At 68.0% G+C, this 24,640-nt stretch carries 25 protein-coding genes; 15 read left to right on the top strand and 10 right to left on the bottom strand.

Translation table 11 applies throughout. The features are described from left to right. Positions 1-5 precede the first annotated feature (5 nt). The 5 genes from AC3A6R_RS08440 (at position 6) to AC3A6R_RS08420 (ending at position 5,284) form a co-directional block, all read left to right on the top strand. On the top strand, positions 6-545 hold the full coding sequence (locus AC3A6R_RS08440) for a DNA-deoxyinosine glycosylase (RefSeq protein WP_487864242.1): 540 nt from the start codon (positions 6-8) through the stop codon (positions 543-545). Then, a complete protein-coding gene (locus AC3A6R_RS08435; protein WP_487859413.1) occupies positions 545-1,336 on the top strand; it encodes a class I SAM-dependent methyltransferase in 792 nt (263 codons plus the stop codon). The genes AC3A6R_RS08440 and AC3A6R_RS08435 overlap by 1 nt, the downstream gene beginning before the upstream one ends. Beyond that, complete coding sequence (gene tfpB, locus AC3A6R_RS08430; RefSeq protein ID WP_487859414.1) at positions 1,333-3,123, top strand: type IV pilus assembly ATPase TfpB; 1,791 nt, start codon at positions 1,333-1,335, stop codon at positions 3,121-3,123. Before AC3A6R_RS08435 ends, tfpB begins: the two co-directional genes overlap by 4 nt. 144 nt (positions 3,124-3,267) lie before the next feature. After that, positions 3,268-3,756 carry a tripartite tricarboxylate transporter TctB family protein gene (locus AC3A6R_RS08425; protein ID WP_487859415.1) on the top strand — a complete coding sequence of 163 codons (489 nt, stop codon included), beginning with the start codon at positions 3,268-3,270 and terminating at the stop codon, positions 3,754-3,756. Between the two features lie 16 nt (positions 3,757-3,772). Further along, a complete protein-coding gene (locus AC3A6R_RS08420) occupies positions 3,773-5,284 on the top strand; it encodes a tripartite tricarboxylate transporter permease (RefSeq protein WP_487859416.1) in 1,512 nt (503 codons plus the stop codon). 127 nt (positions 5,285-5,411) lie between these two features. On the opposite strand, the gene AC3A6R_RS08415 is transcribed toward AC3A6R_RS08420, so the two are convergent. Next, entirely contained in the window at positions 5,412-6,338 is a 927-nt protein-coding gene (locus AC3A6R_RS08415) for a LysR family transcriptional regulator (RefSeq protein ID WP_487859417.1), read from the bottom strand. A gap of 96 nt (positions 6,339-6,434) precedes the next feature. On the opposite strand from AC3A6R_RS08415, the gene AC3A6R_RS08410 reads away from it, so the two are divergent. The 4 genes from AC3A6R_RS08410 (at position 6,435) to AC3A6R_RS08395 (ending at position 10,912) form a co-directional block, all read left to right on the top strand. Continuing rightward, positions 6,435-7,415, top strand: coding sequence for a tripartite tricarboxylate transporter substrate binding protein (locus AC3A6R_RS08410; RefSeq protein WP_487859418.1), 981 nt, complete (start codon positions 6,435-6,437; stop codon positions 7,413-7,415). 42 nt (positions 7,416-7,457) lie between these two features. Continuing rightward, entirely contained in the window at positions 7,458-9,071 is a 1,614-nt protein-coding gene (locus AC3A6R_RS08405; protein ID WP_487859419.1) for a gamma-glutamyltransferase family protein, read from the top strand. 102 nt (positions 9,072-9,173) lie between these two features. Further along, on the top strand, positions 9,174-10,088 hold the full coding sequence (locus AC3A6R_RS08400; protein ID WP_487864241.1) for a DMT family transporter: 915 nt from the start codon (positions 9,174-9,176) through the stop codon (positions 10,086-10,088). 32 nt (positions 10,089-10,120) lie between these two features. Next, on the top strand, positions 10,121-10,912 hold the full coding sequence (locus AC3A6R_RS08395; protein ID WP_487859421.1) for an SDR family oxidoreductase: 792 nt from the start codon (positions 10,121-10,123) through the stop codon (positions 10,910-10,912). Positions 10,913-10,927: 15 nt separating this feature from the next. Here the strand turns inward: AC3A6R_RS08395 and AC3A6R_RS08390 are convergent, their stop codons facing one another. Genes AC3A6R_RS08390 through cyoA form a run of 7 tightly spaced genes read right to left on the bottom strand, consistent with a single transcriptional unit; the run spans position 10,928 to position 17,812 of the window. Continuing rightward, on the bottom strand, positions 10,928-11,494 hold the full coding sequence (locus AC3A6R_RS08390; protein ID WP_487859422.1) for a response regulator transcription factor: 567 nt from the start codon (positions 11,492-11,494) through the stop codon (positions 10,928-10,930). Next, complete coding sequence (locus tag AC3A6R_RS08385) at positions 11,491-12,882, bottom strand: ATP-binding protein (RefSeq protein ID WP_487859423.1); 1,392 nt, start codon at positions 12,880-12,882, stop codon at positions 11,491-11,493. The genes AC3A6R_RS08390 and AC3A6R_RS08385 overlap by 4 nt, the downstream gene beginning before the upstream one ends. Then, positions 12,866-13,732 (bottom strand): SURF1 family protein, encoded by an 867-nt coding sequence (locus AC3A6R_RS08380; RefSeq protein WP_487859424.1) that lies wholly within the window; start codon positions 13,730-13,732, stop codon positions 12,866-12,868. Before AC3A6R_RS08380 ends, AC3A6R_RS08385 begins: the two co-directional genes overlap by 17 nt. A gap of 10 nt (positions 13,733-13,742) precedes the next feature. Next, a complete protein-coding gene (cyoD, locus tag AC3A6R_RS08375; protein ID WP_487859425.1) occupies positions 13,743-14,126 on the bottom strand; it encodes a cytochrome o ubiquinol oxidase subunit IV in 384 nt (127 codons plus the stop codon). Further along, positions 14,123-14,770 carry a cytochrome o ubiquinol oxidase subunit III gene (cyoC, locus tag AC3A6R_RS08370; protein WP_487859426.1) on the bottom strand — a complete coding sequence of 216 codons (648 nt, stop codon included), beginning with the start codon at positions 14,768-14,770 and terminating at the stop codon, positions 14,123-14,125. Before cyoC ends, cyoD begins: the two co-directional genes overlap by 4 nt. Then, entirely contained in the window at positions 14,763-16,769 is a 2,007-nt protein-coding gene (gene cyoB, locus AC3A6R_RS08365; protein WP_487864240.1) for a cytochrome o ubiquinol oxidase subunit I, read from the bottom strand. Before cyoB ends, cyoC begins: the two co-directional genes overlap by 8 nt. A 2-nt stretch (positions 16,770-16,771) precedes the next feature. After that, positions 16,772-17,812 carry a ubiquinol oxidase subunit II gene (gene cyoA, locus AC3A6R_RS08360; protein ID WP_487859428.1) on the bottom strand — a complete coding sequence of 347 codons (1,041 nt, stop codon included), beginning with the start codon at positions 17,810-17,812 and terminating at the stop codon, positions 16,772-16,774. Between the two features lie 178 nt (positions 17,813-17,990). Between cyoA and AC3A6R_RS08355 the strand changes: the two genes are divergently transcribed. From AC3A6R_RS08355 to AC3A6R_RS08340, 4 genes are read left to right on the top strand one after another with little or no spacing between them, the layout of a single operon-like run. Further along, a complete protein-coding gene (locus AC3A6R_RS08355; protein WP_487859429.1) occupies positions 17,991-19,334 on the top strand; it encodes an MFS transporter in 1,344 nt (447 codons plus the stop codon). A 31-nt stretch (positions 19,335-19,365) separates the two neighbouring features. After that, positions 19,366-20,052, top strand: coding sequence for an HAD family hydrolase (locus AC3A6R_RS08350; RefSeq protein ID WP_487864239.1), 687 nt, complete (start codon positions 19,366-19,368; stop codon positions 20,050-20,052). Positions 20,053-20,074: 22 nt separating this feature from the next. Continuing rightward, positions 20,075-20,494, top strand: coding sequence for a group II truncated hemoglobin (locus tag AC3A6R_RS08345; protein ID WP_487859431.1), 420 nt, complete (start codon positions 20,075-20,077; stop codon positions 20,492-20,494). 37 nt (positions 20,495-20,531) lie between these two features. After that, positions 20,532-21,755 (top strand): NAD(P)/FAD-dependent oxidoreductase, encoded by a 1,224-nt coding sequence (locus tag AC3A6R_RS08340; RefSeq protein WP_487859432.1) that lies wholly within the window; start codon positions 20,532-20,534, stop codon positions 21,753-21,755. Positions 21,756-21,758: 3 nt separating this feature from the next. On the opposite strand, the gene AC3A6R_RS08335 is transcribed toward AC3A6R_RS08340, so the two are convergent. Further along, positions 21,759-22,427, bottom strand: coding sequence for a Smr/MutS family protein (locus AC3A6R_RS08335; RefSeq protein WP_487859433.1), 669 nt, complete (start codon positions 22,425-22,427; stop codon positions 21,759-21,761). Beyond that, entirely contained in the window at positions 22,427-23,104 is a 678-nt protein-coding gene (radC, locus tag AC3A6R_RS08330; RefSeq protein ID WP_487864238.1) for a RadC family protein, read from the bottom strand. Before radC ends, AC3A6R_RS08335 begins: the two co-directional genes overlap by 1 nt. A gap of 120 nt (positions 23,105-23,224) precedes the next feature. Here radC and AC3A6R_RS08325 point away from each other — a divergent pair, with 120 nt between their 5' ends. After that, positions 23,225-23,668 carry an FKBP-type peptidyl-prolyl cis-trans isomerase gene (locus AC3A6R_RS08325; RefSeq protein WP_487859435.1) on the top strand — a complete coding sequence of 148 codons (444 nt, stop codon included), beginning with the start codon at positions 23,225-23,227 and terminating at the stop codon, positions 23,666-23,668. Next, complete coding sequence (gene ispH / locus AC3A6R_RS08320; RefSeq protein WP_487859436.1) at positions 23,665-24,639, top strand: 4-hydroxy-3-methylbut-2-enyl diphosphate reductase; 975 nt, start codon at positions 23,665-23,667, stop codon at positions 24,637-24,639. The genes AC3A6R_RS08325 and ispH overlap by 4 nt, the downstream gene beginning before the upstream one ends. Position 24,640: the final 1 nt, after the last annotated feature.

The following is a 24,640-nucleotide window of genomic DNA, read 5'->3' as shown; positions in this document are numbered from 1 at the left end:
CGCCCATGACGCAATCCACCCGAACCGGCCGCGCCAGCGGCAAACCCGGCCCGGTGCTCACCGGCCTGGCCCCGGTGGTCTCGCCGGCCACCGTCGTGCTGATCCTCGGCAGCTTCCCCGGCGTGCGCTCGCTCGAGCTCCAGCAGTACTATGCGCATCCTCAAAACCAGTTCTGGAAGATCTTGCAAGCCATCTGGCCCGACCACCCGCTCCCGATGGGCGTGGACAGCTACCCGCAGAAGAAGGCCTGGCTGCTCGAACGTGGGCTGGGCGTGTGGGACGTCTATGGCGCCTGCGAGCGCGAGGGCAGCCTCGACACCGCGATCCGCGCGCCCGTGGCGAACGACATTGCGGCGCTGCACCTGCCGAAGCTCGCCGCCATCGCTCACAACGGCGGCGAGAGCTTCAAGCATGCACGCCACACGCGCACCCTGGGCGTGCCGGTCTACCAGTTGCCTTCCACCAGTCCCGCCAACGCGTCCTGGCGCTTCGAGCGCAAGCTCGCTGCCTGGCGCGAGGTCTTCGCCGCCCACCACCTTCTTTGATGGCCACCAGCAAGAAAAGCAAAACCCCCGTGCTTCCCGAAGTCAATTTCTCGGACTGGGGCGACATCCGCTACCTGCACCTGGGCACCGAATGGGTCCAGGGATCGATGAAGATCGACGCGCCGTTCGAGATCGAGCTCGAGTACGTGCAACGCATGATGGCCTGGCTGCTGTTCGCCGAGCCGAAAGAGGTGGCGAACCTGCACGCCATGCAGCTCGGCCTGGGTGCGGCCACGCTCACCAAGTTCAGCCGCAAGACGCTGCGCATGCGCACCACGGCCATCGAGCTGAACCCGCAGGTGGTGTCGGCCTGCCGCGGCTGGTTCAAGCTGCCGGCCGACGATGCGAAGCTGCGCGTGGTGGTGGCCGATGCCGCGGCCGAGATCCGCAAGGCCGAGTGGCAGGGCACGGTCGATGCGCTGCAGGTCGACCTGTACGACCACGAGGCGGCGGCGCCAGTGCTCGACAGCGAAGACTTTTATGCCGACTGCCGCGCGCTACTCACCGACACCGGCTGCATGACGGTGAACCTGTTCGGCCGGTCGTCGAGCTACGAGCGCAGCCTCGAGAAGATCGCGGCTGCCTTCGGCGCGGACGCGGTGTGGGCCTTCAAGCCGACGCGCGAAGGCAACACGGTGGTGCTGGCACAGCGCGCGCCCGCCCGGCCGAAGCGCGAGGCGCTTGCCGAGCGCGCACAAACGATCCAGACTCGCTGGGACCTGCCTGCGCCGAAGTGGCTGCGGGTGTTCAAGCCGCTCCATCCCACCCTCACGCGTTCTTCCGGTTCATGAGTGCTGTCCCTGCCGTTCCCGCTGCCGTTTCCGTGCGCCACGAAGGCCCGCTCGACCTGCGCCGCCTGATCGAGTGGCTGGCCGCCGATGGCGTGATCTCGGCCGTGGAGGCCAAGCGCACCATCGCGCGCTGCGCACAGGCCGAAAGCCGGCAAGCGCCGCTGGTGCGGCTCGCCAACGTGGCCATGACGCGCGAGAGCGACGGCAAGCCGCTCGACCTGGAAATGCTCACGCAGTGGCTCGCGGGCCGTGCGGGCCTGGCCTACCTGCGCATCGATCCGCTCAAGGTCGACGTGGGCAAGGTCGCCGACACCATGAGCGCCGCCTACGCCGAGCGCCACAAGGTGCTGCCGGTGCAGGTGCTGCCCAACGAGGTGGTCGTGGCCACGGCCGAGCCTTTCCTGACCGACTGGATCGCCGAGGTCGAGCGCCAGGCACGCCGTTCGGTGCGCCGCGTGGTGGCCAACCCGGCCGACATCCAGCGCTACACGGCCGAGTTCTTCGCGCTCGCCAAGTCGGTGCGCGCCGCGCAGAAGGCCGGCGGCAACACGGGCGGTGCGAGCTTCGAGCAGTTGGTGGAGCTTGGCAAGAGCACCCGGCAGCTCGACGCCAACGACCAGAGCGTGGTGCAGGTGGTCGACTGGCTCTGGCAGTACGCGTTCGACCAGCGCGCCAGCGACATCCACCTGGAGCCGCGCCGCGAGCAGGGCGTGATCCGCTTCCGCATCGACGGCATCCTGCATCCGGCCTACCAGATGCCGATGGGCGTGATGAACGCGATGGTGGCGCGCATCAAGCTGCTGGGCCGCATGGACGTCGTCGAGAAGCGCCGGCCGCTCGACGGCCGCATCAAGACGCGCAACATGCGCGGCGACGAGGTCGAGATGCGGCTGTCGACCCTGCCGACCGCCTTCGGCGAGAAGATGGTGATGCGGATCTTCGACCCCGACACGGCGGTCAAGGACCTCGACGCGCTCGGCTTCTCGCAGCATGACGCGCACCGCTGGGAGCAGCTCGTCACGCGGCCCAACGGCATCGTCCTCGTGACGGGGCCGACCGGCTCGGGCAAGACCACCACGCTCTACTCGACGCTCAAGCGGGTGGCGACCGAAGAGGTGAACGTGAGCACGGTCGAGGACCCGATCGAGATGATCGAGCCCGCGTTCAACCAGACGCAGGTGCAACCCCAGCTCGACTTCGGCTTTACCGAGGGCCTGCGCGCGCTGATGCGGCAGGACCCGGACATCATCATGGTGGGCGAGATCCGCGACCTTGCCACGGCCGAGATGGCGGTGCAGGCCGCGCTCACCGGGCACCTCGTCTTCAGCACGCTGCACACCAACGATGCGCCGAGCGCGATCACGCGGCTGATGGAGCTCGGCGTGCCCTCGTACCTCATCAATGCCGTGATGCTCGGCGTGCTGGCCCAGCGGCTCGTGCGCACGTTGTGCCCCCATTGCAAGCAGCCCGACGAAGGCATCACGCGCGAGAAGCTCGAAGCCATCGTGAAGCCGTGGCAGATCACCGGCTCGGTGCGCGCCTACAAGCCCGTGGGCTGCGTCGACTGCCGCATGACCGGCTACATGGGGCGCATGGGGCTGTACGAACTGCTGAGCGTCAGCGAAGAGTTCAAGGGCCTGGTCACCAAGGAGCCCAACCTCTCGGGCCTGCGCCGCCAGGCCGTCGTCGACGGCATGCGCCCGCTGCGCCTCGCGGGCGCGCTGCGCGTGGCCGAAGGCGTCACCACCATCGAGGAAGTGCTGAGCGCGACGCCACCGCTGGAGTAGGCCCACGCCGCGGTGTTTTCCGCGAGGGAGCCCGCATTGGTGATCTCGGGTTATCCCTAGCACTTTCGTTAGTGGAATCCACATCGAGCCGGTCTCCGGCGGACTCGACAATCCCGCATCGAAATCTGTTCGAGGAGACTGTTCGTGAAAATCAAGAGTCAGAAAGACTTTTTCTCGGGTGTGATGTTTACGGTCGTGGGTCTGGCGTTCGCATGGGGCGCCACAACCTACAGCGTAGGCACCGGCGCCCGCATGGGACCCGGCTACTTCCCGCTGATGCTGGGCATCCTGATGGCCGTCATCGGCCTGGGGATCATGTTCAGCGGCATGACCGTCGAAACCACCGACGGCGAGCCGATCGGCAAGTGGGCCTGGAAGCAGGTGGTGTTCATCCTGGGCGCCAACCTCGCCTTCGGCGTGCTGCTCGGCGGCCTGCCGACCTTCGGCGTTCCGGCCATGGGCATGATCATCGCGATCTACGCGCTCGTGCTCATCGCGAGCCTCGCGGGCCACGAGTACAAGCTGCCCACCGTGCTGATCCTGGCCACCGTGCTGGCCGTCGGCAGTTACGTGGCCTTCATCTGGGCGCTGAAGCTCCAGATCCAGGTCTGGCCGACCTTCATCACCGGTTGAGACGAAAGCTGCGCTCATGGAATTGTTTGACCACCTCTCGATGGGTTTTGGCGTTGCCTTTACCTTCACCAACCTGCTGTACTGCCTCGGCGGCTGTATTCTCGGCACGCTGATCGGCGTGCTGCCGGGCATCGGGCCCGTCGCGACCATCGCGATGCTGCTGCCCGCCACCTATGCGCTGCCGCCCGTGTCGGCGCTCATCATGCTGGCCGGCATCTACTACGGTGCACAGTACGGCGGCTCGACCACCGCGATTCTCGTGAACCTGCCGGGCGAATCGTCCTCGGTGGTGACCGTGATCGACGGCTACCAGATGGCGCGCAAGGGCCGCGCCGGTCCGGCGCTCGCCGCCGCCGGCCTGGGCTCGTTCTTCGCAGGCTGCGTGGGCACGCTGATCCTCGCGGCCTTCGCGCCGCCGCTGACCGAGCTGGCCTTCAAGTTCGGCCCGGCCGAGTACTTCTCGCTGATGGTGCTGGGCCTGATCGGTGCTGTGGTGCTGGCTTCGGGTTCGCTGCTCAAGGCCATCGGCATGATCGTGCTGGGCCTGCTGCTCGGCCTCGTCGGCACCGACGTCAACTCGGGCGTCGCGCGCTTCAGCTTCGACATCCCCGAACTCACCGACGGCATCGGCTTCGTGGCGATCGCCATGGGCGTGTTCGGCTACGGCGAAATCATCGCCAACCTCTCGCGCCCCGACGAGGACCGCGAGGTGTTCACCGCCAAGGTCTCGGGCCTGTTCCCGACCAAGGAAGACTTCAAGCGCATGGTTCCCGCAATCCTGCGTGGCACGGCGCTCGGTTCCTCGCTCGGCATCCTGCCGGGTGGCGGCGCGCTGCTGTCGGCCTTTGCGGCCTACACGATCGAGAAGAAGACCAAGCTGAAGCCGGGCGAAGTGCCTTTCGGCAAGGGCAACATCCGCGGCGTGGCAGCCCCCGAGGCAGCCAACAACGCCGGTGCGCAGACCTCCTTCATCCCGCTCTTGACGCTGGGCATTCCGCCCAACGCCGTGATGGCGCTGATGGTGGGCGCGATGACGATCCACAACATCCAGCCGGGCCCGCAGGTGATGACCAGCAACCCCGAGCTGTTCTGGGGCCTGATCGCCTCGATGTGGATCGGCAACGCGATGCTCGTGATCCTGAACCTGCCGCTGATCGGCCTGTGGATCAAGCTGCTCACGGTGCCGTACAAGTTCCTGTTCCCGGCGATCGTGCTGTTCTGCGCCATCGGCGTGTACTCCACGAACAACAACACCTGGGACATCTGGATGGTCGGCATCTTCGGCTTCGTGGGCTACACCTTCTTCAAGCTGGGTTGCGAGCCTGCGCCGCTGCTGCTGGGCTTCATCCTGGGGCCGATGATGGAAGAGAACCTGCGCCGCTCGCTGCTGCTGTCGCGCGGCGACTGGAGCGTGTTCGTCACGCGCCCGATCTCGCTCGGCCTGCTGCTCGCTGCGCTGCTGCTGCTGGTGATCGTGCTGCTGCCGGCCGTGAAGGCGAAACGCGAAGAAGCTTTCGTCGAGGATTGACCCACCCCCGAAGCGGCGCACTTCGTGTCGCCGCCTCCCCCTCGAGGGGGCAACACCTGCGGCCCGGCAAAGCCGGTTCCGCGGTGTTCGCGAACATGCAACGGCGCCTTCGGGCGCCGTTGCCATTTCAGGGCTTGTTCGCCCTCGGGGGCTTCATGTGCTGCCTTGCCATCGCCAGGAAGGCCATCGCCGCAGGCGTGAGCGGATGCTTGGCGAGCCGGATCGCAACGACCGGGTATTCGAGCACCGGCCGTGTGACGGCGACGGCGCGCAGGTTGCCGGGCATCAGCACCTCGACATAGCGCGGCAGCAGGGCGACGCCTGCACCGGCCTGCACCAGGCCGAAGGCGGTCGAGAGCATCGAGACGTGGTGCACCACGCGCGGGTACACGTTGGCCATGCTCGAGAGCTGGCTGCTCACGGCGCGCCATACGTTGGCGTCGGGGTTCACGTGGATGAACGGCAGCGACTCCAGGTGCCGCGCATCGACCACCACGCGCTGCGCGAGCGGATGGTCGTCGCGCACGAAGAGCGCCATGCGCTCGGTGAACAGGGGCTCGGTTGCGAGCTCCGAGTGCTTCTGCCCAATGTCGGAGCCGAAGCCGAGGTCGGCCTCCTGCGAGAGGATGCGCGAGATCATCTGCTCTGCCGTGCTGTCGAGCAGCGTGGCCGCCAGCGTCGGGTGCGCGCGCGAGAAGCGCTCGAGCAGCGGCGGCAGCAACGCGCCCGCGGTCAGGTGGCCGACCGCCAGCACCACGCGGCCTTCGCGCAGTTGCGATTGCGAACGGCAGGCCTCGACCGATTCGTCGACCAGCCGCAGCGCGCGCACCGCGGTCTCGGCCATGAGCTGGCCTGCGCCCGTGAGCTGCAGCCGCCGCCCGCGCACCACCAGCGGCTGCCCGAGTTCTTCCTCGATGCGCTTCACCAGGTGGCTGATCGCGGGCTGCGTGAGCTGCAGGCGCTCGGCCGCGCGCGTGAAGCTGCCCGATTCGGCCACGGCCGCGAGCGCCCGCAGCTGCTGCAGCGAAACGGCTTCGGTGGCGGATCGTGTCATTAGTTCAGCTCATAGTCGAATAACCAGGATTATCTGGCTTGATGCGTGGCGGCTGCATAGCATGGGAGGTTTTCCTCAACGCGCCAGAATCCGCCCATGAAAAGAATCCAGTTCCTCCAAGCCCTTGCTGCAACTGCTGCGTTCTGCATGGCCGCTCCGACGGCGGCCCTGGCACAGGCTTACCCGGCCAAGCCGGTGCGGCTGATCGTGCCGTTCCCCGCGGCCGGTGCCACCGACCTCTTCGCGCGCACGCTCGGCCAGAAGCTGGGCGAAAAGCTCGGCACCACGCTGGTCGTCGACAACAAGCCCGGCGCCGGCGGCGCCATCGGCTCCGACCTGGCCGCGAAGGCGCCGGCCGACGGCTACACGCTGCTGCTGGCCACCACCAGCACGCACGCGATCGGCCCCGCCATCACCCGCAAGCTGCCCTACGACACGGTGCGCGACTTCACGCCCATTGCGCACGTGGGCGACGCGCCGAGCATCATGCTGGTGCCGGTCGACTCGCCCGCGAAGAACGTGCGCGAGTGGATCGACCATGCCAAGAAGAACCCCGGCCAGCTCAACTATGCATCGAGCGGCAACGGCACGATCGTCCAGCTGACCGCGGAACTCTTCAAGTCGCAGGCCGGCGTGTTCGTGACGCACATCCCCTACAAGGGCACGGCGCTCGCCATTCCCGACCTGATCACCGGCAGTGTCGACGTGCTCTTCGATTCGCTGCCCACGGGCATGCCGCACGTGCGCGACGGACGGCTCCGCGCGCTCGGCGTAACTTCGCTCCAGCGAAGCCCGCTCGCCCCCGAGCTGCCCCCCATCGCGGACACGCTGCCGGGCTTCGAGTCGAACACCTGGTTCGGCTTGTACGGGCCGAAGGGGCTGCCGGCCGACCTGGTGGCGCGCATCAACAAGGCGGCCAACGAGGCCCTCGCCGATCCCGAACTGAAAGAGAAGCTCTCGCGCCTGGGCATTTCGCCCGCCGCGCCCGGCACGCCCGAGCAATTCTCGAAGCTGGTCGCGGGCGATGCGGCCAAGTGGAAGAAGATCGTCGTCGATCGCAAGATTTCCAACGACTGACAGCCTCGCTCCCCAACCGTTCGTCCCCCCAGAAGGCACATCATGCAATTCGATTACGCGAACCCCTACCTCACCACCCGCATCCCCGTCTTCGCGCGCAACGTGGTGTCGACCTCGCATCCGCTCGCGTCGCAGGCCGGCCTGCGTATGCTGCAGCAGGGTGGCAACGCGGTCGATGCGGCCATCGCCACGGCGGCGGTCATGACGCTGGTCGAGCCCGTGAGCAACGGCCTCGGCAGCGATGCCTTCTGCATCCTCTGGGATGGCAAGGAACTGCACGGCCTCAATGCATCGGGGCCCGCGCCCAAGGCCTGGACGCCCGAGTACTTCAAGGCCAAGTACGGCGCCGACGCCACCACGCCGCCGATGCGCGGCATCGACTCGGTCAGCGTGCCCGGCGCGGTGCGCGGCTGGGTGGCGCTCTCCGAGCGCTTCGGCAAGCTGCCGTTCGCCGACCTGCTGGCGCCAGCCATCGACATTGCCGAGCGGGGCTACCTCGTGCCGCCGGTGGTGCAGCAGAAGTGGGCGGCCGCCACGCCGGTGCTGGAAGGCCAGGCGGGTTTCGCGCAGGCCTTCATGCCGCGCGGCCGTGCGCCCGAGGTGGGCGAGCTGTTCCGCTTCGCGGCCGCGGCACGCGCGCTCAAGGCCATTGCACGCACCAAGGGCGAGGCCTACTACAACGGCGAGATCGCCGAGGCGCTCGCCAAGTTCTCGAAGGCGCAGGGCGGCGCGCTCACCGTGGCCGACCTTGCGGCCTACCAGCCCGAATGGGTCAAGCCGATCTCGCGCGACTATCGCGGCCACACGCTGCACGAGATCCCGCCGAACGGGCAGGGCATCGCGGCGCTGATCGCGCTCGGCATCCTCGAGAAGTTCGACATCGCCTCGCTACCCGTCGATTCGGTGGCCTCGCAGCATCTGCAGATCGAGGCCATGAAGCTGGCCTTCGCCGACGTGTACCGCTATGTCTCCGAGCCATCGTCGATGACGGTGACCCCCGAGCAAATGCTCGATGACGCGTACCTCGCCTCGCGTGCGAGACTCATCGACGTGAAGAAGGCACAGGATTTCAAGGCCGGCAACCCCGTAAAGGGCGGCACCATCTATCTCACGGCCGCCGACGAGCGCGGCATGATGGTGAGCTTCATCCAGAGCAACTTCATGGGCTTCGGCTCCGGCTGCGTCGAGCCCGAATTCGGCATCAGCCTGCAGAACCGCGGCCACGGCTTCAGCCTGAATGCCGAGAGCCCCAACGTGGTGGCGCCCGGCAAGCGGCCGTTCCACACCATCATCCCGGCCTTCCTCACGAAGGACGGCCAGCCCGTGATGAGCTTCGGCGTGATGGGCGGCAACATGCAGCCCCAAGGCCACATGCAGACGCTGGTGCGCATGCTCGACTACCGCCAGAGCCCCCAGGCGGCCTGCGACGCGCCGCGCTGGCGCTTCAACGCCGGGCTCGAGATCAACGTCGAGGCGGCAATGAACGCGGACACCGTGCAGGGCCTGCGCGGCCTCGGGCACCAGCTCGACGTGATCAACGACTCCTACCAGGACTTCGGCGCCGGCCAGTTCATCTGGCGTGCGGGTGACCCGTCCGTGGAGGGTTACGTGGCCGCGAGTGACGCGCGCCGCGACGGCGTGGCTGCCGGATATTAGCCCACCCCCGATGCGTCTCACTTCGTGTAGCCGCCTCCCCCTCAAGGGGGCAACACCAGCGGCCCGGCAAAGCCGGTTCCGCGGTGTTTCCCGCACGAACCATTGAACACCACCACTCAAAAGAGCCTCGTTCCGGGCCTCATCCTCGCGTCGCTCGGCGCGATCGCGTTCAGCGGCAAGGCCATCATCGTCAAGCTCGCGTACCGCTACGGCGTGGACGCGGTCACGCTGATCATGCTGCGCATGCTGTTCGCGCTGCCGCTCTTCGCGGTGATGGCGTGGTGGGCCGGGCGCGGCAAGCCGGCGCTCACGCGGCGCGACTGGCTCGGCGTGATCGGGCTCGGGTTCTCGGGCTACTACCTCGCGAGCTTTCTCGACTTTGCGGGGCTCGCCTACATCTCGGCCAGTTTCGAGCGGCTGATCCTGTACCTCAACCCGACGCTGGTGCTGCTGTTCGGCTGGCTCCTGTACCGCCGCCGCGCGACGCGGCCGCAGGTGCTCGGCATGGTCGTGAGCTATGCCGGCGTGCTGCTGGTGTTCGGCCACGAACTCTGGAGCGGCGGCGACGGCAAGGGCGGCGGCGCGGCGGCATGGGGCGCGTTCCTGGTGTTCCTGAGCGCGGTGAGCTATGCGGGCTACCTCGTCTACAGCGGCGAATTCGTCAAGCGGCTCGGATCGCTGCGGCTCGTGGGCCTGGCCACCACCGTGGCGTGCGTGTTGTGCATCGTCCAGTTCGTGCTCATGCGGCCAGTCAGCGTGGCGATGCAACTGGCGCCCGAGGTCATCTGGCTGTCGGTGCTCAATGCCACGCTGTGCACCGCGGTGCCGGTGCTGATGGTGATGATGGCCATCGAGCGCATCGGCCCCGCCATGGCCGCGCAAACGGGCATGATCGGGCCCTTGTCCACCATCCTCATGGGCGTGGTCATACTCGACGAGCCGTTCACCGCGTGGATCGCGGCCGGCACGGTGCTCGTGATCGCGGGCATCTTCGTTTTCACACGCAAGGGGCGCTAGGTTCGGCGTCCCTGCAGTTCAGGAGCAACGACATGGATCTGGGTATTGCAGGCAAGACCGCACTGGTGTGCGGCGCGAGCAAGGGTTTGGGCTACGGCTGCGCCGAGGCGCTGGTGCGCGAAGGCGTCAACGTGGTGATCGTGGCGCGCGGCGCCGAGGCGCTGGAAGCGGCCGCGAAGAAGCTCGATGCGGCCAAGGGCGCGGGTGGCGCGTTCGTCAAGCAGGTGGCGGCCGACATCACCACCGAGGCCGGCCGCGCCGCGGTGTTCGCGCTCGGCCACGACTTCGACATCGTGGTGACCAACGCCGGCGGACCGCCGCCCGGCGACTTCCGCAACTGGGACCGCGAGGCCTGGATCAAGGCGGTCGATGCCAACATGCTCACGCCGATCGAACTCATCAAGGCCACGGTGGACGGCATGGCCAGCCGCGGGTTCGGGCGCATCGTCAACATCACCTCGAGCTCGGTGAAGTCGCCGATCGACATCCTCGGCCTGTCGAACGGCGCACGCAGCGGCCTGACCGGCTTTGTGGCGGGCGTGGCGCGCACCGCCATCGCGGCCAAGGGCGTGACGATCAACAACCTGCTGCCGGGCTCGTTCGACACCGATCGCCTCAAGGGCACCATGGCCGGCACGGCGCAAAAGACCGGCCAGGACTTCGACACCGTCTGGGAAGCCCGCAAGAAGAACATTCCGGCGAAGCGCTTCGGCACACCCGCCGAGTTCGGCGCGATCTGCGCGTTCCTCTGCAGCATGCAGGCAGGCTACGTCACCGGACAGAACGTGCTCGCGGACGGCGGCGCGTACCCCGGAACCTACTGACGCGACGGCGTCGCGCTACTTGACCTGCTGCTTGCCGAGCTTGCGCGCGAGCGTGCGCCGGTGCATGCCGAGCCGCCGCGCGGTCTCGGAGATGTTGAAGCCGGTTTCGGCGAGCGTCTCGTGGATGCGTTCCCACTCGAGCGTCTTGATCGAGGTCGAGCGGTTCGTCAGCTCGACCTCCGTGGTGCCGGCGGCGCGACCGAACGCGGCCTCGATGTCGTCGGTGTTCGAGGGTTTGGCGAGGTAGTGGCAGGCGCCGAGCTTGATCGCCTCGACGGCGGTGGCGATGCTCGCGAAGCCCGTGAGCACGACGATGAGCATCTCGGGAGCGTGCCGGTGCAGCCGCTCCACGCACGCCAGGCCCGAGGCTTCGCCGTTGAGCTTGAGGTCAACCACCGCGTAGCCGTAGCCCGATGCATCGCCCTGCAGCAGCAGCTGTTCGACGTCTTCGAGACTGCTGGCCAGCGCCACCGAATAGCCGCGGCGCTCGAACGAACGGCCCAGTGTTCGGGCGAAGGCCGCGTCGTCCTCGACGATCAGCAGGCGGCGGCCGGCGTCGGCGGCGGTGTCTTCGTCGGTCATGGGGTCTTAGCGCCGCTGGCGGCGATGGCGTGTTCGAGCGTGGCGTCGTCCTCTTCGTCGAGCACCACGGCCGCGAGCGGCAGCGTGATGGTCACGACCGCGCCGCCTTCGGCCCGGTTGCGCGCCGCGACGCGGCCGCCCAGTGTGCGCGCGACGTTCGCGACCAGGAACAGTCCGAGCCCGCCGCCGGGCCGGTTCTTGCTCGACTGGTAGGGCTTGCCGAACTCCTTCAGGATCGCCGGCAGGAAACCCGGCCCCGTGTCGGTGACCGTGAGGATCAGCGCATCGGCATCGTGCGCCACTTCGAGGCGCAGCCAGTGCGGCGAGGCTTCGAGGGCATTGTCGAGCACGTTGCAGACCATCTGCTTGAGGGCCGAGTCGGAGACCATGGGCAGGTCCTGGCCGAAGCGGTTGTCGTACTCGAAGGCTTCCACCGGGCGCGTGGTGCGCCATTCATCGACCAGCTCGTCGAGGAAGGTGCTCACCGTGGTTTCTTCGGACGATTCGCCGCGCGTCTCGCCAGCCGACAGCAGGATGCCGCTCACGATGCTCTTGCAGCGCTGGATCTGGAGTTCCATCTCGGCCACCTCGGTCAGGAGTTCGGGGTCGGAGCTGAAATGCGGCAGTCGCCGCCAGTCTCCGAGGATCACCGCGAGCGTGGCAAGCGGCGTGCCCAGCTCGTGCGCGGCGCCCGAGGCCAGGAGCCCCATGCGCACGATGTGCTCTTCTTCGGCGGCGCGCTGGCGCAGGTCGGCCAGCCGCTGGTCGCGGGCGCGCAGGTTGCGGCTGATGCGCGTGATGAACACCACCAGCAGCGCCGCATTGAGCGCAAAGCACACGAGCATGCCCTGGACATACGGGCTCCAGAGGCCGCGGTCGTGGTCGAGCGGCAGCGCGAGCGGGCGCGAGAACAGCGCCAGGCCCGCGAAGCAGGCACCGGTGACCACGACGATGGTCCAGGTGGACCAGGCCTTGAGCAGCACCGCGCCCAGGATGACCTGCAGCAGGTACAGGAAGACGAAGGGGTTGGTGGCGCCGCCGCTCAGGTAGAGCTGCGCGGTGAGCGTGGCGACGTCGACCAGCAGCGCGAGGAACAGCTCGCCGTTGGTCACGCGGCGGATCTGGCGCGATCGCAGCAGGCTCACGCCGTTGAAGAGCGCCAGGCAGGTCAGCACCAGCAGCATCTGGTCGAGCGGCAGCCGGATGCCGAAGCCGTAGTGCACCACGAGGATCGTGACGACCTGTCCCACCACCGCGAACCAGCGCAGCTGGATCAGCTGCTGCATGTTCTGGTGGCCGGTGGCGTTGTCCAGGCTCGCGACGCCCGCGCGCAGCGGGTGCAGCTCGCCGGCCACCGCGCTGGTCGTCGCTTCAGTCGCGGGGGGCATCGGGGGCTCCGGGGCGGGCGCTGGGGTCGGCGGCATGGGCCGCATTTTCACCGTTCGCGGCCGGCAGGCCCCGGCCGCGCCGCCGGTCGTCGCGCCAGACGAACCACGCCGCGCCCGCCACCATCAGCGCCAGGCCGTACCAGGTGATCGCGTAGACCAGATGGCTGTTCGGAAAGGCGACGACCGTCAGGCCGCCAGCGGGCCAGCCGGCCGCAGCGCCGGGCGGGGCCTCTGCCGCCGCGGCATCGACGAAATAGGGCGCCACGTCGGAGAGACCGCGCGCCGCGGCGATGGCCTGCACGTCGCGCGAGAACCAGCGGTCGGCGGCGGGATCGTTGCGGCGCAGGAAGCCGCCGCCGGGCTCGGTGATGCGCAGCAGGCCGGTCACGCGGGTTTCGCCGCGCGGCTCGCTCGCGGCGCGGGCGGCGCGCGTGCGGGCCTCGGGCGGTACGAAGCCGCGGTTCACCAGCACCACGCCGTCGGCGGTCGCGAGCGGCGTCAGCACCCAGAAGCCGGCGCCGAGCCGGGTGCTGGCCTGCACCAGCGTCTCCTTGTCGTGGAGAAAGGTGCCGGCGATGCGCACATGCCGGTATTCGTCGTTGGCCGTATTCACTTGCGGCCACTGGCTGCGCGCAGGCGGCGGCGCGGCCGGGGCATGCACGCGCGCCTCGACGCGTGCGATGAGATCGAGCTTCCAGGCGCGGCGCTCGACTTGCCAGTTGCCGAGCGCCACGAAGCCCGCGAATGCCAGCGCCGCGAACACCATGGCGACGATCCGCGTGGCCGCAGGGCGCTGGCGGCCGGCCGGCATGGCGGCGGGGGTGGGGCGGTCTGGCGGCGTGGCGGTCACGGCATCGGCGTCAGGGCATGTTCTTCATGTCGTGCACCGACATCGGCATCATGTTGGCGTTCATGTGGTACATGACCCAGAGCGATCCGGCCAGCGTGATCACGACGAGCACGATCGTGAAGATCAGCGCCAGCATGTTCCAGCCGCTCTCGGACTTGGCGTCCATGTGCAGGAAGTAGACCATGTGGACCACGATCTGCACCGCGGCCAGGCCGAGGATCACGAACGAGGTGGTGCTGGGCTTGCCGAGCACGTTGCCCATGACCAGCCAGAACGGGATCGCGGTCAGGATCACGGCCAGCACGAAGCCGGTCATGTAGCCCTTGAAGGTGCTGTGGCTCGCCGGGCCGTCGTCGTCGTCGTGGTGGTCGTCGTGTGCGGAGGCTGTCGTCATGCCATCGATCCCATCAGGTACACAAAGGTGAAGACGCCGATCCAGATGACGTCCAGGAAGTGCCAGAACATCGACAGGCACATCACGCGGCGGCGGTTGGCGGCGCTGAAGCCGTGCTTCGGCAGCTGGAACAGCAGCACCACGAGCCAGATGAGGCCGAAGCTCACGTGCAGCCCGTGGGTACCGACCAGCGCGAAGAAAGCCGACAGGAAGGCGCTGCGCTGCGGGCCCGCGCCTTCGTGGATCAGGTGCGCGAATTCGTAGAGCTCCAGGCCGATGAAGCCCGCACCGAGCAGGCCGGTCACGGCGAGCCAGGCGAGCGTGCCGCGCATGCGCTTTTTCTGCATCTCGAGCACGGCGAACCCGTAGGTGATCGACGACAGCAGCAGCAGCGCGGTGTTGACCGCCACCAGCTGCAGGTCGAACAGGTCGGCGCCCGAAGGCCCGGCCGCATAGCTGCGGCCCAGCACGCCGTACACCGCGAACAGGCAGGCGAAGATCAGGCAGTCGCTCATCAGGTAGATCCAGAACCCGAGCAGGGTTGCGTTCTCCGGATGGTGGTCGTTGCCGACGTGGAACAGCTCGAACACGGGCGGCTTGCCCGTCTGGTCGCTATGGGCGTGGAGTGCGGTGGTGTCAGACATGGGCGGTGGCCAGCAGGCGCGTGCGTTCGGTCTCGGTGCGGACGACGTCTTCAGCGGGGATGTAGTAGTCGCGCTTGTAGTTGAAGGTATGGACGATCACGGCGGCCACCAGGGCGACGAATGCCACGCCGGCAAAGAGCCACATCTGCCAGATCAGCCCGAAACCGCAGGCCGCGGACAGGGCCGCGACGATGAAGCCGGCGCTGGTGTTCTTCGGCATGTGGATCGGCGTGTAGCCTTCGAGCGGGCGCGCATAGCCGCGGCGCTTCATGTCGGTCCAGGCATCGTTGTCATGGATGCGCGGCGTGAACGCGAAGTTGTAGGCCGGCGGGGGCGACGAGGTCGACCACTCGAGCGTGCGGCCGTTCCACGGGTCGCCGGTGGTGTCGCGCAGCGACTCGCGGCGGATGAAGCTCACCACCAGCTGGATCAGGAAGCAGGCGATGCCCAGCGCGATCAGCACCGCGCCGAAGGCGGCGACCTGGAACCAGATCTGCAGCGAAGTGTCCTCGAAGTGGCTCATGCGGCGCGTGACGCCCATCAGGCCGAGCACGTACAGCGGCATGAACGCGACCCAGAAGCCCACCAGCCAGAACCAGAACGAGCACTTGCCCCAGAACGCATCGAGCTTGTAGCCGAAGGCCTTCGGGAACCAGTAGGTGATGCCGGCCAGCATGCCGAACAGCACGCCGCCGATGATCACGTTGTGGAAGTGGGCGATCAGGAACAGGCTGTTGTGCAGCACGAAGTCGGCCGGCGGAACAGCGAGCAGCACGCCCGTCATGCCGCCCACCACGAAGGTGACCATGAAGCCGATGGTCCACATCATCGGCAGCTCGTAGCGGATGCGGCCGCGGTACATCGTGAACAGCCAGTTGAAGATCTTCGCGCCCGTGGGAATCGAGATGATCATCGTCGTGATGCCGAAGAACGAGTTCACGCTGGCGCCCGAGCCCATGGTGAAGAAGTGGTGCAGCCAGACGAGGTACGACAGGATGGTGATCACCACCGTGGCGTACACCATCGAGGCATAGCCGAACAGGCGCTTGCCCGAAAAGGTGGAGACCACTTCCGAGAAGATGCCGAAGGCCGGCAGGATCAGGATGTACACCTCGGGGTGGCCCCAGATCCAGATCAGGTTCACGTACATCATGGCGTTGCCGCCGAGGTCGTTCGTGAAGAAGTTGGTGCCGACATAGCGGTCGAGCGAGAGCAGGGCCAGCACGGCGGTCAGCACCGGGAAGGCGGCCACGATGAGCACGTTGGTGCACAGCGCCGTCCAGGTGAAGACCGGCATCTTCATCATCGTCATGCCGGGCGCGCGCATCTTCACGATGGTGACCAAGAGGTTCACCCCCGAGAGCAATGTGCCGACGCCCGCGATCTGCAATGACCAGATGTAGTAGTCGACCCCCACGTCGGGGCTGTAGAGGATGCCCGACAGCGGCGGGTAGGCGAGCCAGCCGGTCTTGGCGAACTCGCCGACGAACAGCGACGCCATCACGAGGCCGGCGCCGAAAGTGGTCATCCAGAAGCTGAAGTTGTTGAGGAACGGGAACGCCACGTCGCGCGCGCCGATCTGCAGCGGCACCACGAAGTTCATGAGGCCCGTCACCAGCGGCATCGCCACGAAGAAGATCATGATCACGCCGTGCGCGGTGAAGATCTGGTCGTAGTGGTGCGGCGGCAAATAGCCCATGTTGTCGCCAAAGGCCACGGCCTGCTGCGCCCGCATCATCAGGGCGTCGGCAAAGCCGCGCAGCAGCATCACCAGGCCCAGCACGATGTACATGATGCCGATCTTCTTGTGGTCGATGCTGGTGAACCAGTCGCGCCACAGCGTGCCCCAGAGCTTGAAGTAGGTGAGCGCCGCCACGATGGCGAGCCCGCCCAGCACCACGGCCGCGAAGGTGGCGAGCAGGATGGGCTCGTGCAGGGGAATCGCCTCCCAGCTGAGGCGGCCGAAGATCAGCTTCGTCAGGTCAAGGTTCTCGAACATCGTCATTCTTCGGTGGTGCACATCGCGGTGACGTACTTGCGCCGGGGCGCCGCGGTGAGGAGGTCATCGGCCTGCCAGGCCGCCTTGGTGGCGACGTTGAATGCGCCGGGCTTGCCGAGGCCGCCGCTCGCATCGATCGCCATCATTTCGTGCATGCACATCTTGTTGCGGTCGACGCACAGGTTGAGGATGGCGCCATACAGGTCGGGCGCGACGCTGCCGTAATGGCGCACCGGCTCGCGCTCGGTCGGGCGCTCGAGCGTCTGCTGGTATTTCTCGCGGTCGAGCTCGCCGTCCTTGCCGGCCTTGACCTTCTGCACCCACTGGTCGAAGCCCTCATCACTGAGTCCGTGGAACTTGAAACGCATGCCCGAGAAGCCCGCGCCGCTGTAGTTGGCAGAGAAGCCCTCGAACTCGCCGGGCTTGTTGATGACCGCATGCAGCTTGGTCTCCATGCCCGGCATGGCGTAGATCTGGCCCGCCAGCGCCGGGATGAAGAACGAATTCATCACGGTGGAGGCGGTGAGCTTGAAGCTGATCGGCCGGTCGACCGGAGCCGCCATCTCGTTGACCGTGGCGATGCCCTGCTCGGGATAGATGAAGAGCCACTTCCAGTCGAGCGCCACCACCTGCACCTCGAGCGGCTTGACGTCGGCGGGCACCGGGCGCCCGGCCTCAATGCGGTCGAGCGGGCGGTAGGGGTCGAGCGTGTGGGTGCTGATCCAGGTGATCGCGCCGAGCGCGATGATGATCAAAAGCGGCGCGGCCCAGATCGCGAGCTCGAGCTGCGTCGAGTGGTCCCAGTCGGGCGCGTACTCGGCCTCGGCCTCCTTGCTCGACTGGCGATAGCGCCAGGCAAAGTAGAGCGTCAGCGCGATCACCGGGACGATGATGATCAGCATCAGCACGGTGGACACGACGATGAGTCGGCCCTGCTGGTTGGCGATGTCGCCGGACGGGTTCAGCAGCACCGTGTTGCAGCCTGCGAGCAGGGCCAGCGGGAGCAACAGGAGCCATCGGCGAAGGGATTTGGAGGTAGGCATGCCGAAAGAAGGTAGTGCGTGGGCTGCGCAAGGAACCCACAATCTACGACCAAAGGCGGCGGCCGGCCATTGGACGTTTTGTCCTATGGCGGGAATGTCCGTTCGGTGAGACGCTTGGCGCCTTGGTTCCATGGTCTATCCCTGTCACTGTCCGTGACACACCCGAATAAAGAACGCAATGACGACGACGTCCAGCATCCGTCCGCACGGGGCGCAGCCCGCGCCGAACACGTCTGTAAACGATGCCCCGCAGGGTGATGGGCATTCACATATCGCGCCTGGCGAGATCGCCGTGGGCGTGGTCATCGGCCGGGCGTCGGAGTACTTCGACTTCTTCGTTTACGGCATCGCCTCCGTGCTGGTGTTCCCGGCGGTGTTCTTCCCGTTCGAGGCGCGCCTCGAGGGAACTCTCTACGCCTTCGTGGTCTTTTCTTTCGCGTTCATCGCACGGCCGTTCGGCACCATCATCTCGATGGCGATCCAGCGGCGCTTCGGGCGCGAGGCCAAGCTGACCATCGCGCTGTTCATGCTCGGCACCTCCACCGCCGGCATCGCCTTCCTGCCGGGTTACGCGAGCATCGGCTTCACCGCGATCGTGCTGCTCTCGATCTTCCGCTTTGCCCAGGGCCTCGCGCTCGGCGGTTCCTGGGACGGGCTGCCGTCGCTGCTCGCGCTCAATGCACCGAAGAACCGCCGCGGCTGGTACGCGATGCTGGGCCAGCTCGGCGCGCCGCTCGGCTTCTTCGTGGCCAGCGCACTGTTCGCTTTTCTGTACGGCAACCTCTCGCACAAGGACTTCCTCGACTGGGGCTGGCGCTACACCTTCTACGTGGCCTTCGCGATCAACGTCGTGGCGCTGTTTGCGCGGCTGCGGCTCGTGGCCGCCGACGAGTATTCGCGCCAGCTCGAGGAGCGCGAGCTCGAGCCCACTGGGGTGATGGAACTGCTGCGCTCGTCGCAGGGTACCAACCTGCTGATCGGCGCCTTCGCGGCGCTCGCGAGCTACGCGCTGTTCCACCTGATCACGGTATTCCCGCTGTCGTGGATCACGCTGTATTCCGACCAGTCGATCACCGAATTCCTCGTGGTGCAGATGATCGGCGCGGTGCTCGGCGCCGCTGGCATCGTGGCATCGGGCCTGATCGCCGACCGTGTGGGCCGGCGCTTCACGCTCGGCGGACTGGCCGCGCTGATCGCGGTGTTCAGCGGCTTCGCGCCCACCCTGCTCGACGGCGGCCGGATCGGGCAGGACATCTTCATCCTGCTGGGCTTCGTGCTGCTGGGCCTGTCGTACGGCCAGGCGGCCGGCGCCGTGAACTCGAACTTCGCGCCGAGGTACCGCTACACCGGCGCAGCGCTCACGGCCGACCTCGCATGGCTCATCGGTGCGGCCTTCGCGCCGCTCGTGGCGCTGGGCCTGTCGGCCAACTTCGGGCTCGCCTACGTCAGCGTCTACCTGCTGTCGGGCGCGGTCGGCACGCTGGCCGCGCTGGGGCTCGACCGGGCGCTGGCGCGCGACTGACGGCGGGCCGGCAGGGCCCTAAGATGCGGCCATGTTCGCCGCCGCCATCTTCGACATGGATGGGCTGCTGATCGATTCGGAGCGGCCCATCATGGCCGCCTGGATCGAGGCCGCCCGCACGCTCGACATCGAGCTTTCGCAGAGTCACTACCTCCAGTGCGTGGGACTGGCCACGGCAGAGTCGCAGCTGATCCTGCGCACGCTGCTCGGCGGCGACGAGGCCTACCTGCACGCCATCGACCATGTCCGCAAGTGCCTGCAGCTGGAGCGCGCGGACGGCGTTCCGCTTTTTCCCATCAAGCCCGGCGCGGCCGAATTCCTGGGCGCGCTGCGCGAGCAGGGCACGCGCTGCGCCGTGGCGTCGTCGTCGACCAGCGCGCAGATCCAGGCCTGCCTCGGCAGTCTCGGCGTGCTCGACCATTTCGACGCTTTCGCCGGCGGGGACGAGGTGGCGCGCGCCAAGCCCGACCCCGCGCTCTACCTGCTCGCGGCCGCACGCCTGGGCGTCGAACCGGCGCAATGCGTGGCCTTCGAGGACAGCGAGTACGGCGCTCGGGCCGCCTTGGCCGCGGGCCTGCGCGTCGTGATCGTGCCCGACCTCAAACATCCGCCGGCGGCCATTCTCGACCAGGCCCTGCATGTGCTCGACTCGCTGCATGGCGCGATGGCGCACCTGCCGCGTTGGTTTCCGCATCCCATGGCCCGGATGCCGGAATAGGCGAGGAGGGATACTCCCCGCCATGCAGATTCACGAAAAGCCCCCCTTCGACACCCCGTTCGAGTGGATCGGCGGCGAACCCAAGGTGCAGGCGCTGGTCGACCGCTTCTACGACCTCATGGAGCTCGAACCCGCATACGTCGAATTGCGCGCGGTGCATGGCACCCACCTCGACAACGCCCGCCAGCGCCTGTTCTGGTTCCTCTGCGGATGGCTCGGCGGGCCGCAGCACTACACCGACCGCTTCGGCCATCCGATGCTGCGCGCGCGGCACCTGCCGCAAAGCATCGGCGGCCACACCATCGGCATCAAGGAGCGCGACCAGTGGCTCGCCTGCATGGACCAGGCGATGGGCGAGACCGGCGTGCCCGAGGGCCTGCGCGCCAGGCTGCGCGACTCCTTCTTCCAGACCGCCGACTGGATGCGCAACCGCGGCGGCTGAAACGAGACAACCACTTCCGAAGAAAGACCTTCGTCCAATGAATTCCATCGTCATCATCGGCGGCGGCCATGCCGCGGCCCAGCTCTGCGCCGGACTCGCCGAAGCGGGGCAGGGCGCACGCGTGCACCTGGTCTGCGAAGAGGCTTGCGAGCCCTACCACCGCCCGCCGCTGTCCAAGGCCTTTCTCAAGAGCCACGAGGAAACCACCCAGCCGCACAAGGCGCTCGACTGGTACCGCGACGCCGGCATCACGCTGCACCTGGGCGACGCGGCCGTGGCCATCGACCGCGAGGCGCGCACCGTGGGGCTGCGCTCGGGCGCGGTGCTGCCCTGGGAACACCTGGTGCTGGCGACCGGCACGCGCGCGCGCCAGATGCCCGACCTGCAGCCGGGCCTCGAGAACGTGGTCAGCCTGCGCGCGGCCGACGAGGCGCATCGCCTGCGCGCGTGCCTGGCCGATGCCGAGCGGGTCACCGTCCTCGGCGGCGGCTTCATCGGGCTCGAGGTGGCCGCGACGGCCCGCGCGCTCGGCAAGCAGGTGCGGGTGATCGAAAGCGCGCCGCGGCTGCTCGGCCGCGCGGTGTCTCCCGAGCTCTCGGCCCACGTGCTCGCGACGCACCGCGCGGCCGGCATCGAGATCGTGCTCGGCGCGCGCACCGGGGCGTTCGAGGTCGAAGGCGACCGGCTGCTGTCGGTCCAGGTCAACGGCGAACGGCAGCCGGTGGACCTGCTGCTGCTCGGCATCGGCGCGGTGCCCGAGACCGCACTGGCGCAGGCGGCCGGCATCGAATGCGCCGACGGCATCGTGGTCGACGGCCACATGCAGACCAGCGCGCCCGGCGTGCTCGCGGTGGGCGACTGCACGCGCTTTCCCGACCGCCGCGCGGGCCGCGCGCTGCGGCTCGAATCGGTGCAGAACGCCAACGACCAGGCGCGTACGGCGGTGACCACGCTCACCGGCGCGCCGCGCCCGCACGACGCGGTGGCGTGGTTCTGGTCCGACCAGGGCGCGCTGCGCCTGCAGATGGCCGGCCTGATGCCCGCCGAAGGCACGCCGGGGCTCGCGAGCGTGCGCCGCGCGGGGCCCAAGCCCGAGGCGTTCTCGCTGTTCCATTACGTCGACGGCCAGCTGGTGTGCGTCGAATCGGTCAACGCCCCGGTCGACCACATGATGAGCCGCAAGCTGCTTGAGGCCGGCCGCAGCCCGGCGCCCGACGCGGTGGCCGATGCGGCCGTGCCGCTCAAGAACCACCTGGCCTGAGGCTCAGCGGCGCGCGGGGGCCAGCAGCACCACCAGCGCGCCGGCACCGCCTTCGGCCGGCTTGGCCTGCACGAAGGCCAGCACCTCGTTCTTCTGGATCAGCCAGCGCTGCGTCTTGGTCTTGAGCACCGGCTGCCGGCCCGGCGAGCCGAGCCCCTTGCCGTGCACCACGCGCACGCAGCGCAGCCCCTTCTTGTACGAACTGCGGATGAAGCCGCCGAGCGCCTCGCGCGCTTCGTCGCTGCGCAGGCCGTGCAGGTCGATCTGCGCCTGGATGCTCCAGTCGCCCTTGCGCAGCCGCGCCGTCACGTCGGTGCCGATGCCGGGGCGGCGAAAGCTCATCGCGTCGTCGACGTCGAGCAGGGTCGTCACGTCGAACTCGTCGGACAGCGATTCGCGCAGCACGCGCTGCTCGTCGAGCTGGTGCTGCACGGGGATCGGCGCGGGCGGCTCGGGCATGAGCGGCACCGCGGCCTTGCGCTTGAGAGGCTCGGTCGCGCCGATGGCGCGCGTGAACAGGTCTTTCTCGGCCGCGCGCCGGCGCTCCGCCGCGGCCTGCGCAGCCGCCTCGGCGGCCTCGCGCTCGCGGGTTTCCGCCAGCGCGCGCTGAACCTGCTTCAGGTCGGAGAGGTCCTTGATCGGCGCCTGGCCCGGCGGCTTGCGCGACGCCATCAGAGCACCCCCGCCTCGGCCATCGAGAAGCCCTGGCCGGTGCTGACGATCACATGGTCGAGCACGCGCACGTCGACCAGCGCGAGTGCGGCGCGCAGCGTCTGGGTGAGCGCCTCGTCGGCCCGCGATGGCTCGATGCTGCCGCTCGGGTGGTTGTGCGACAGCACCACGGCGGCCGCCTGGTGGTGCAGCGCGCGCACCACCACTTCGCGCGGATAGACGCTGGTCTGGGTCAGCGTGCCGCGGAACAGCTCCTCGAGCACGATCAGCCGGTGCTGCGCGTCGAGGAACAGCACGGCGAACACCTCGTAGGGCCGCGATCCGATGTGCATCTGCAGGTACTGCTTCACGCTGTCGGGTGAATCGAACACGGTGCGCTCCTTGAGGCGCTCGGCCATGGCGCGGCGCGCGAGTTCGAGCACCGCGATCAGCTCGGCGCGCTTGCTGTCGCCGCCCATGCCCTTCACGACCTTGAGGTCTGCGGCCCCGGTCTGGAGCAGGCCCGAAAGCCCGCCGAAGCGTTCGAGCAGTTCCTGGGCGAGCTGGAGCACGTTCTTGCCGGCCACCCCGGTGCGCAGCAGCAGCGCCAGCAGCTCGGCATCGGCCAGCGCCGCAGCACCGCGCGCGATGAGCTTCTCGCGCGGGCGGGCGTGGGCGGGGAGGTCCTTGAATGCCATCGGGAAAATCGGGTGAAACCTTGGGAAACCTTCGAAGAGCGGGTGGAAGCCCCGGCTCCTTAAAATGCGGTCCAGTTTATCGGGACACCCACCTTGTCTTTGCCCACCTCCGCCGCACCCATGTCCCATGTCGTGACTTCCGCCTCTTTCCTGACCCTGCACTACCGCCTCTCGGGTCCGGCAGGCGACATCATCAACACCTTCGCCGACAAGCCCGCCACGCTCTCGCTCGGCACCGGCGAGCTCTCGCCGGCCGTCGAGCAGCGGCTGATCGGCCTCGAGGAGGGCACGCACGCCACCTTCGAGCTGCCGGCCGGCGAGGCCTTCGGCGAGCGCAACCCCGAGATGCAGCAGTGGGTGGCGAGAAAGCTGCTCGCGCAGATGGGCGACCCCGATGAGCAGTACGCGGTCGGCGACGTGGTGCAGTTCCCCACGCCCGACGGCGTCGGCAGCTACGCGGGCGCGGTGGTCGAATCGAACGACACTGCGGTGCGCTTCGATTTCAACCATCCGCTGGCCGGCCAGCCCGTGACCTTCGAAGTGAAGCTGATCGGGGTGCTATGAGCGCAGTGCCAGCCATCTCGGAAGTCCTCCTCGCCGAGCCGCGCGGCTTCTGCGCCGGCGTCGACCGCGCGATCGAGATTGTCGAGCGCGCGATCGCCAAGTTCGGCGCGCCGATCTACGTGCGCCACGAGATCGTGCACAACACCTACGTCGTCAACGAGCTCAAGGCCAAGGGCGCGATCTTCATCGAAGACCTGGCCGAAGTGCCGCCGGGCGCCACGCTGGTGTTCAGCGCCCACGGCGTGAGCAAGGCGGTGCAGCAGGAGGCGCGCGACCGCGGCTTCGAGATCTTCGATGCCACGTGCCCCCTCGTGACCAAGGTGCACGTCGAAGTGGCCAAGCTCGCGAAGGAGGGTTACGAGTTCATCATGATCGGCCACAAGGGGCATCCCGAGGTCGAGGGCACGATGGGCCAGCTCTCGAGCGGCATCCACCTGGTCGAGGACGTGGCCGACGTGGCGCGCGTGTCGCCCGGCCAGGCCGAAAAGCTCGCGGTGGTGACGCAGACCACGCTCAGCGTGGACGACGCGGCCGAGATCGCGGCGGCCGTGCGCGCGCGCTTTCCGAACGTGCGCGAGCCCAAGCAGCAGGACATCTGCTACGCCACGCAGAACCGCCAGGACGCGGTCAAGATCATGAGCCCGCAGGTCGAGCTCGTGATCGTGGTCGGCAGCCCCACGAGCTCGAACAGCAACCGCCTGCGCGAACTCGCCCAGCGGCTCGGCACTGAGAGCTACATGGTCGACTCGGCCGACGAGCTGAAGCCAGAATGGTTCGAGGGCAAGACGCGCATCGGCCTCACGGCCGGCGCCTCGGCACCCGAGGTGCTGGTGCGCGACGTGATCGATCGCGTGCGCGCGTTCGGCGCGGTGTCGGTGCGCAAGATGGACGGCATCGAGGAAACCATCAAGTTCCCGCTCCCCAAGGGACTCAAGCTCGACGACATCCCGCCGCCGGGGCACATCTCCTGAA

It is taken from the genome of Variovorax sp. Soil_C_19, assembly GCF_057657255.1.
The sequence above is the reverse complement of the archived record's forward strand: the minus strand, read 5'-3'. Positions and strand labels throughout refer to the sequence as shown.

What these genes read in the sequence shown, in the direction of transcription:
- AC3A6R_RS08440 (WP_487864242.1), top strand. Translation starts at nt 6, where the DNA reads ATGACGCAATCCACCCGAACCGGCCGCGCCAGCGGCAAACCCGGCCCG.
- AC3A6R_RS08435 (WP_487859413.1), top strand. Translation starts at nt 545, where the DNA reads ATGGCCACCAGCAAGAAAAGCAAAACCCCCGTGCTTCCCGAAGTCAAT.
- tfpB (WP_487859414.1), top strand. Translation starts at nt 1,333, where the DNA reads ATGAGTGCTGTCCCTGCCGTTCCCGCTGCCGTTTCCGTGCGCCACGAA.
- AC3A6R_RS08420 (WP_487859416.1), top strand. Translation starts at nt 3,773, where the DNA reads ATGGAATTGTTTGACCACCTCTCGATGGGTTTTGGCGTTGCCTTTACC.
- AC3A6R_RS08415 (WP_487859417.1), bottom strand. Translation starts at nt 6,338, where the DNA reads ATGACACGATCCGCCACCGAAGCCGTTTCGCTGCAGCAGCTGCGGGCG.
- AC3A6R_RS08410 (WP_487859418.1), top strand. Translation starts at nt 6,435, where the DNA reads ATGAAAAGAATCCAGTTCCTCCAAGCCCTTGCTGCAACTGCTGCGTTC.
- AC3A6R_RS08405 (WP_487859419.1), top strand. Translation starts at nt 7,458, where the DNA reads ATGCAATTCGATTACGCGAACCCCTACCTCACCACCCGCATCCCCGTC.
- AC3A6R_RS08395 (WP_487859421.1), top strand. Translation starts at nt 10,121, where the DNA reads ATGGATCTGGGTATTGCAGGCAAGACCGCACTGGTGTGCGGCGCGAGC.
- AC3A6R_RS08390 (WP_487859422.1), bottom strand. Translation starts at nt 11,494, where the DNA reads ATGACCGACGAAGACACCGCCGCCGACGCCGGCCGCCGCCTGCTGATC.
- AC3A6R_RS08385 (WP_487859423.1), bottom strand. Translation starts at nt 12,882, where the DNA reads ATGCCCCCCGCGACTGAAGCGACGACCAGCGCGGTGGCCGGCGAGCTG.
- cyoD (WP_487859425.1), bottom strand. Translation starts at nt 14,126, where the DNA reads ATGACGACAGCCTCCGCACACGACGACCACCACGACGACGACGACGGC.
- cyoC (WP_487859426.1), bottom strand. Translation starts at nt 14,770, where the DNA reads ATGTCTGACACCACCGCACTCCACGCCCATAGCGACCAGACGGGCAAG.
- cyoB (WP_487864240.1), bottom strand. Translation starts at nt 16,769, where the DNA reads ATGTTCGAGAACCTTGACCTGACGAAGCTGATCTTCGGCCGCCTCAGC.
- cyoA (WP_487859428.1), bottom strand. Translation starts at nt 17,812, where the DNA reads ATGCCTACCTCCAAATCCCTTCGCCGATGGCTCCTGTTGCTCCCGCTG.
- AC3A6R_RS08355 (WP_487859429.1), top strand. Translation starts at nt 17,991, where the DNA reads ATGACGACGACGTCCAGCATCCGTCCGCACGGGGCGCAGCCCGCGCCG.
- AC3A6R_RS08350 (WP_487864239.1), top strand. Translation starts at nt 19,366, where the DNA reads ATGTTCGCCGCCGCCATCTTCGACATGGATGGGCTGCTGATCGATTCG.
- AC3A6R_RS08345 (WP_487859431.1), top strand. Translation starts at nt 20,075, where the DNA reads ATGCAGATTCACGAAAAGCCCCCCTTCGACACCCCGTTCGAGTGGATC.
- AC3A6R_RS08340 (WP_487859432.1), top strand. Translation starts at nt 20,532, where the DNA reads ATGAATTCCATCGTCATCATCGGCGGCGGCCATGCCGCGGCCCAGCTC.
- AC3A6R_RS08335 (WP_487859433.1), bottom strand. Translation starts at nt 22,427, where the DNA reads ATGGCGTCGCGCAAGCCGCCGGGCCAGGCGCCGATCAAGGACCTCTCC.
- radC (WP_487864238.1), bottom strand. Translation starts at nt 23,104, where the DNA reads ATGGCATTCAAGGACCTCCCCGCCCACGCCCGCCCGCGCGAGAAGCTC.
- AC3A6R_RS08325 (WP_487859435.1), top strand. Translation starts at nt 23,225, where the DNA reads ATGTCCCATGTCGTGACTTCCGCCTCTTTCCTGACCCTGCACTACCGC.
- ispH (WP_487859436.1), top strand. Translation starts at nt 23,665, where the DNA reads ATGAGCGCAGTGCCAGCCATCTCGGAAGTCCTCCTCGCCGAGCCGCGC.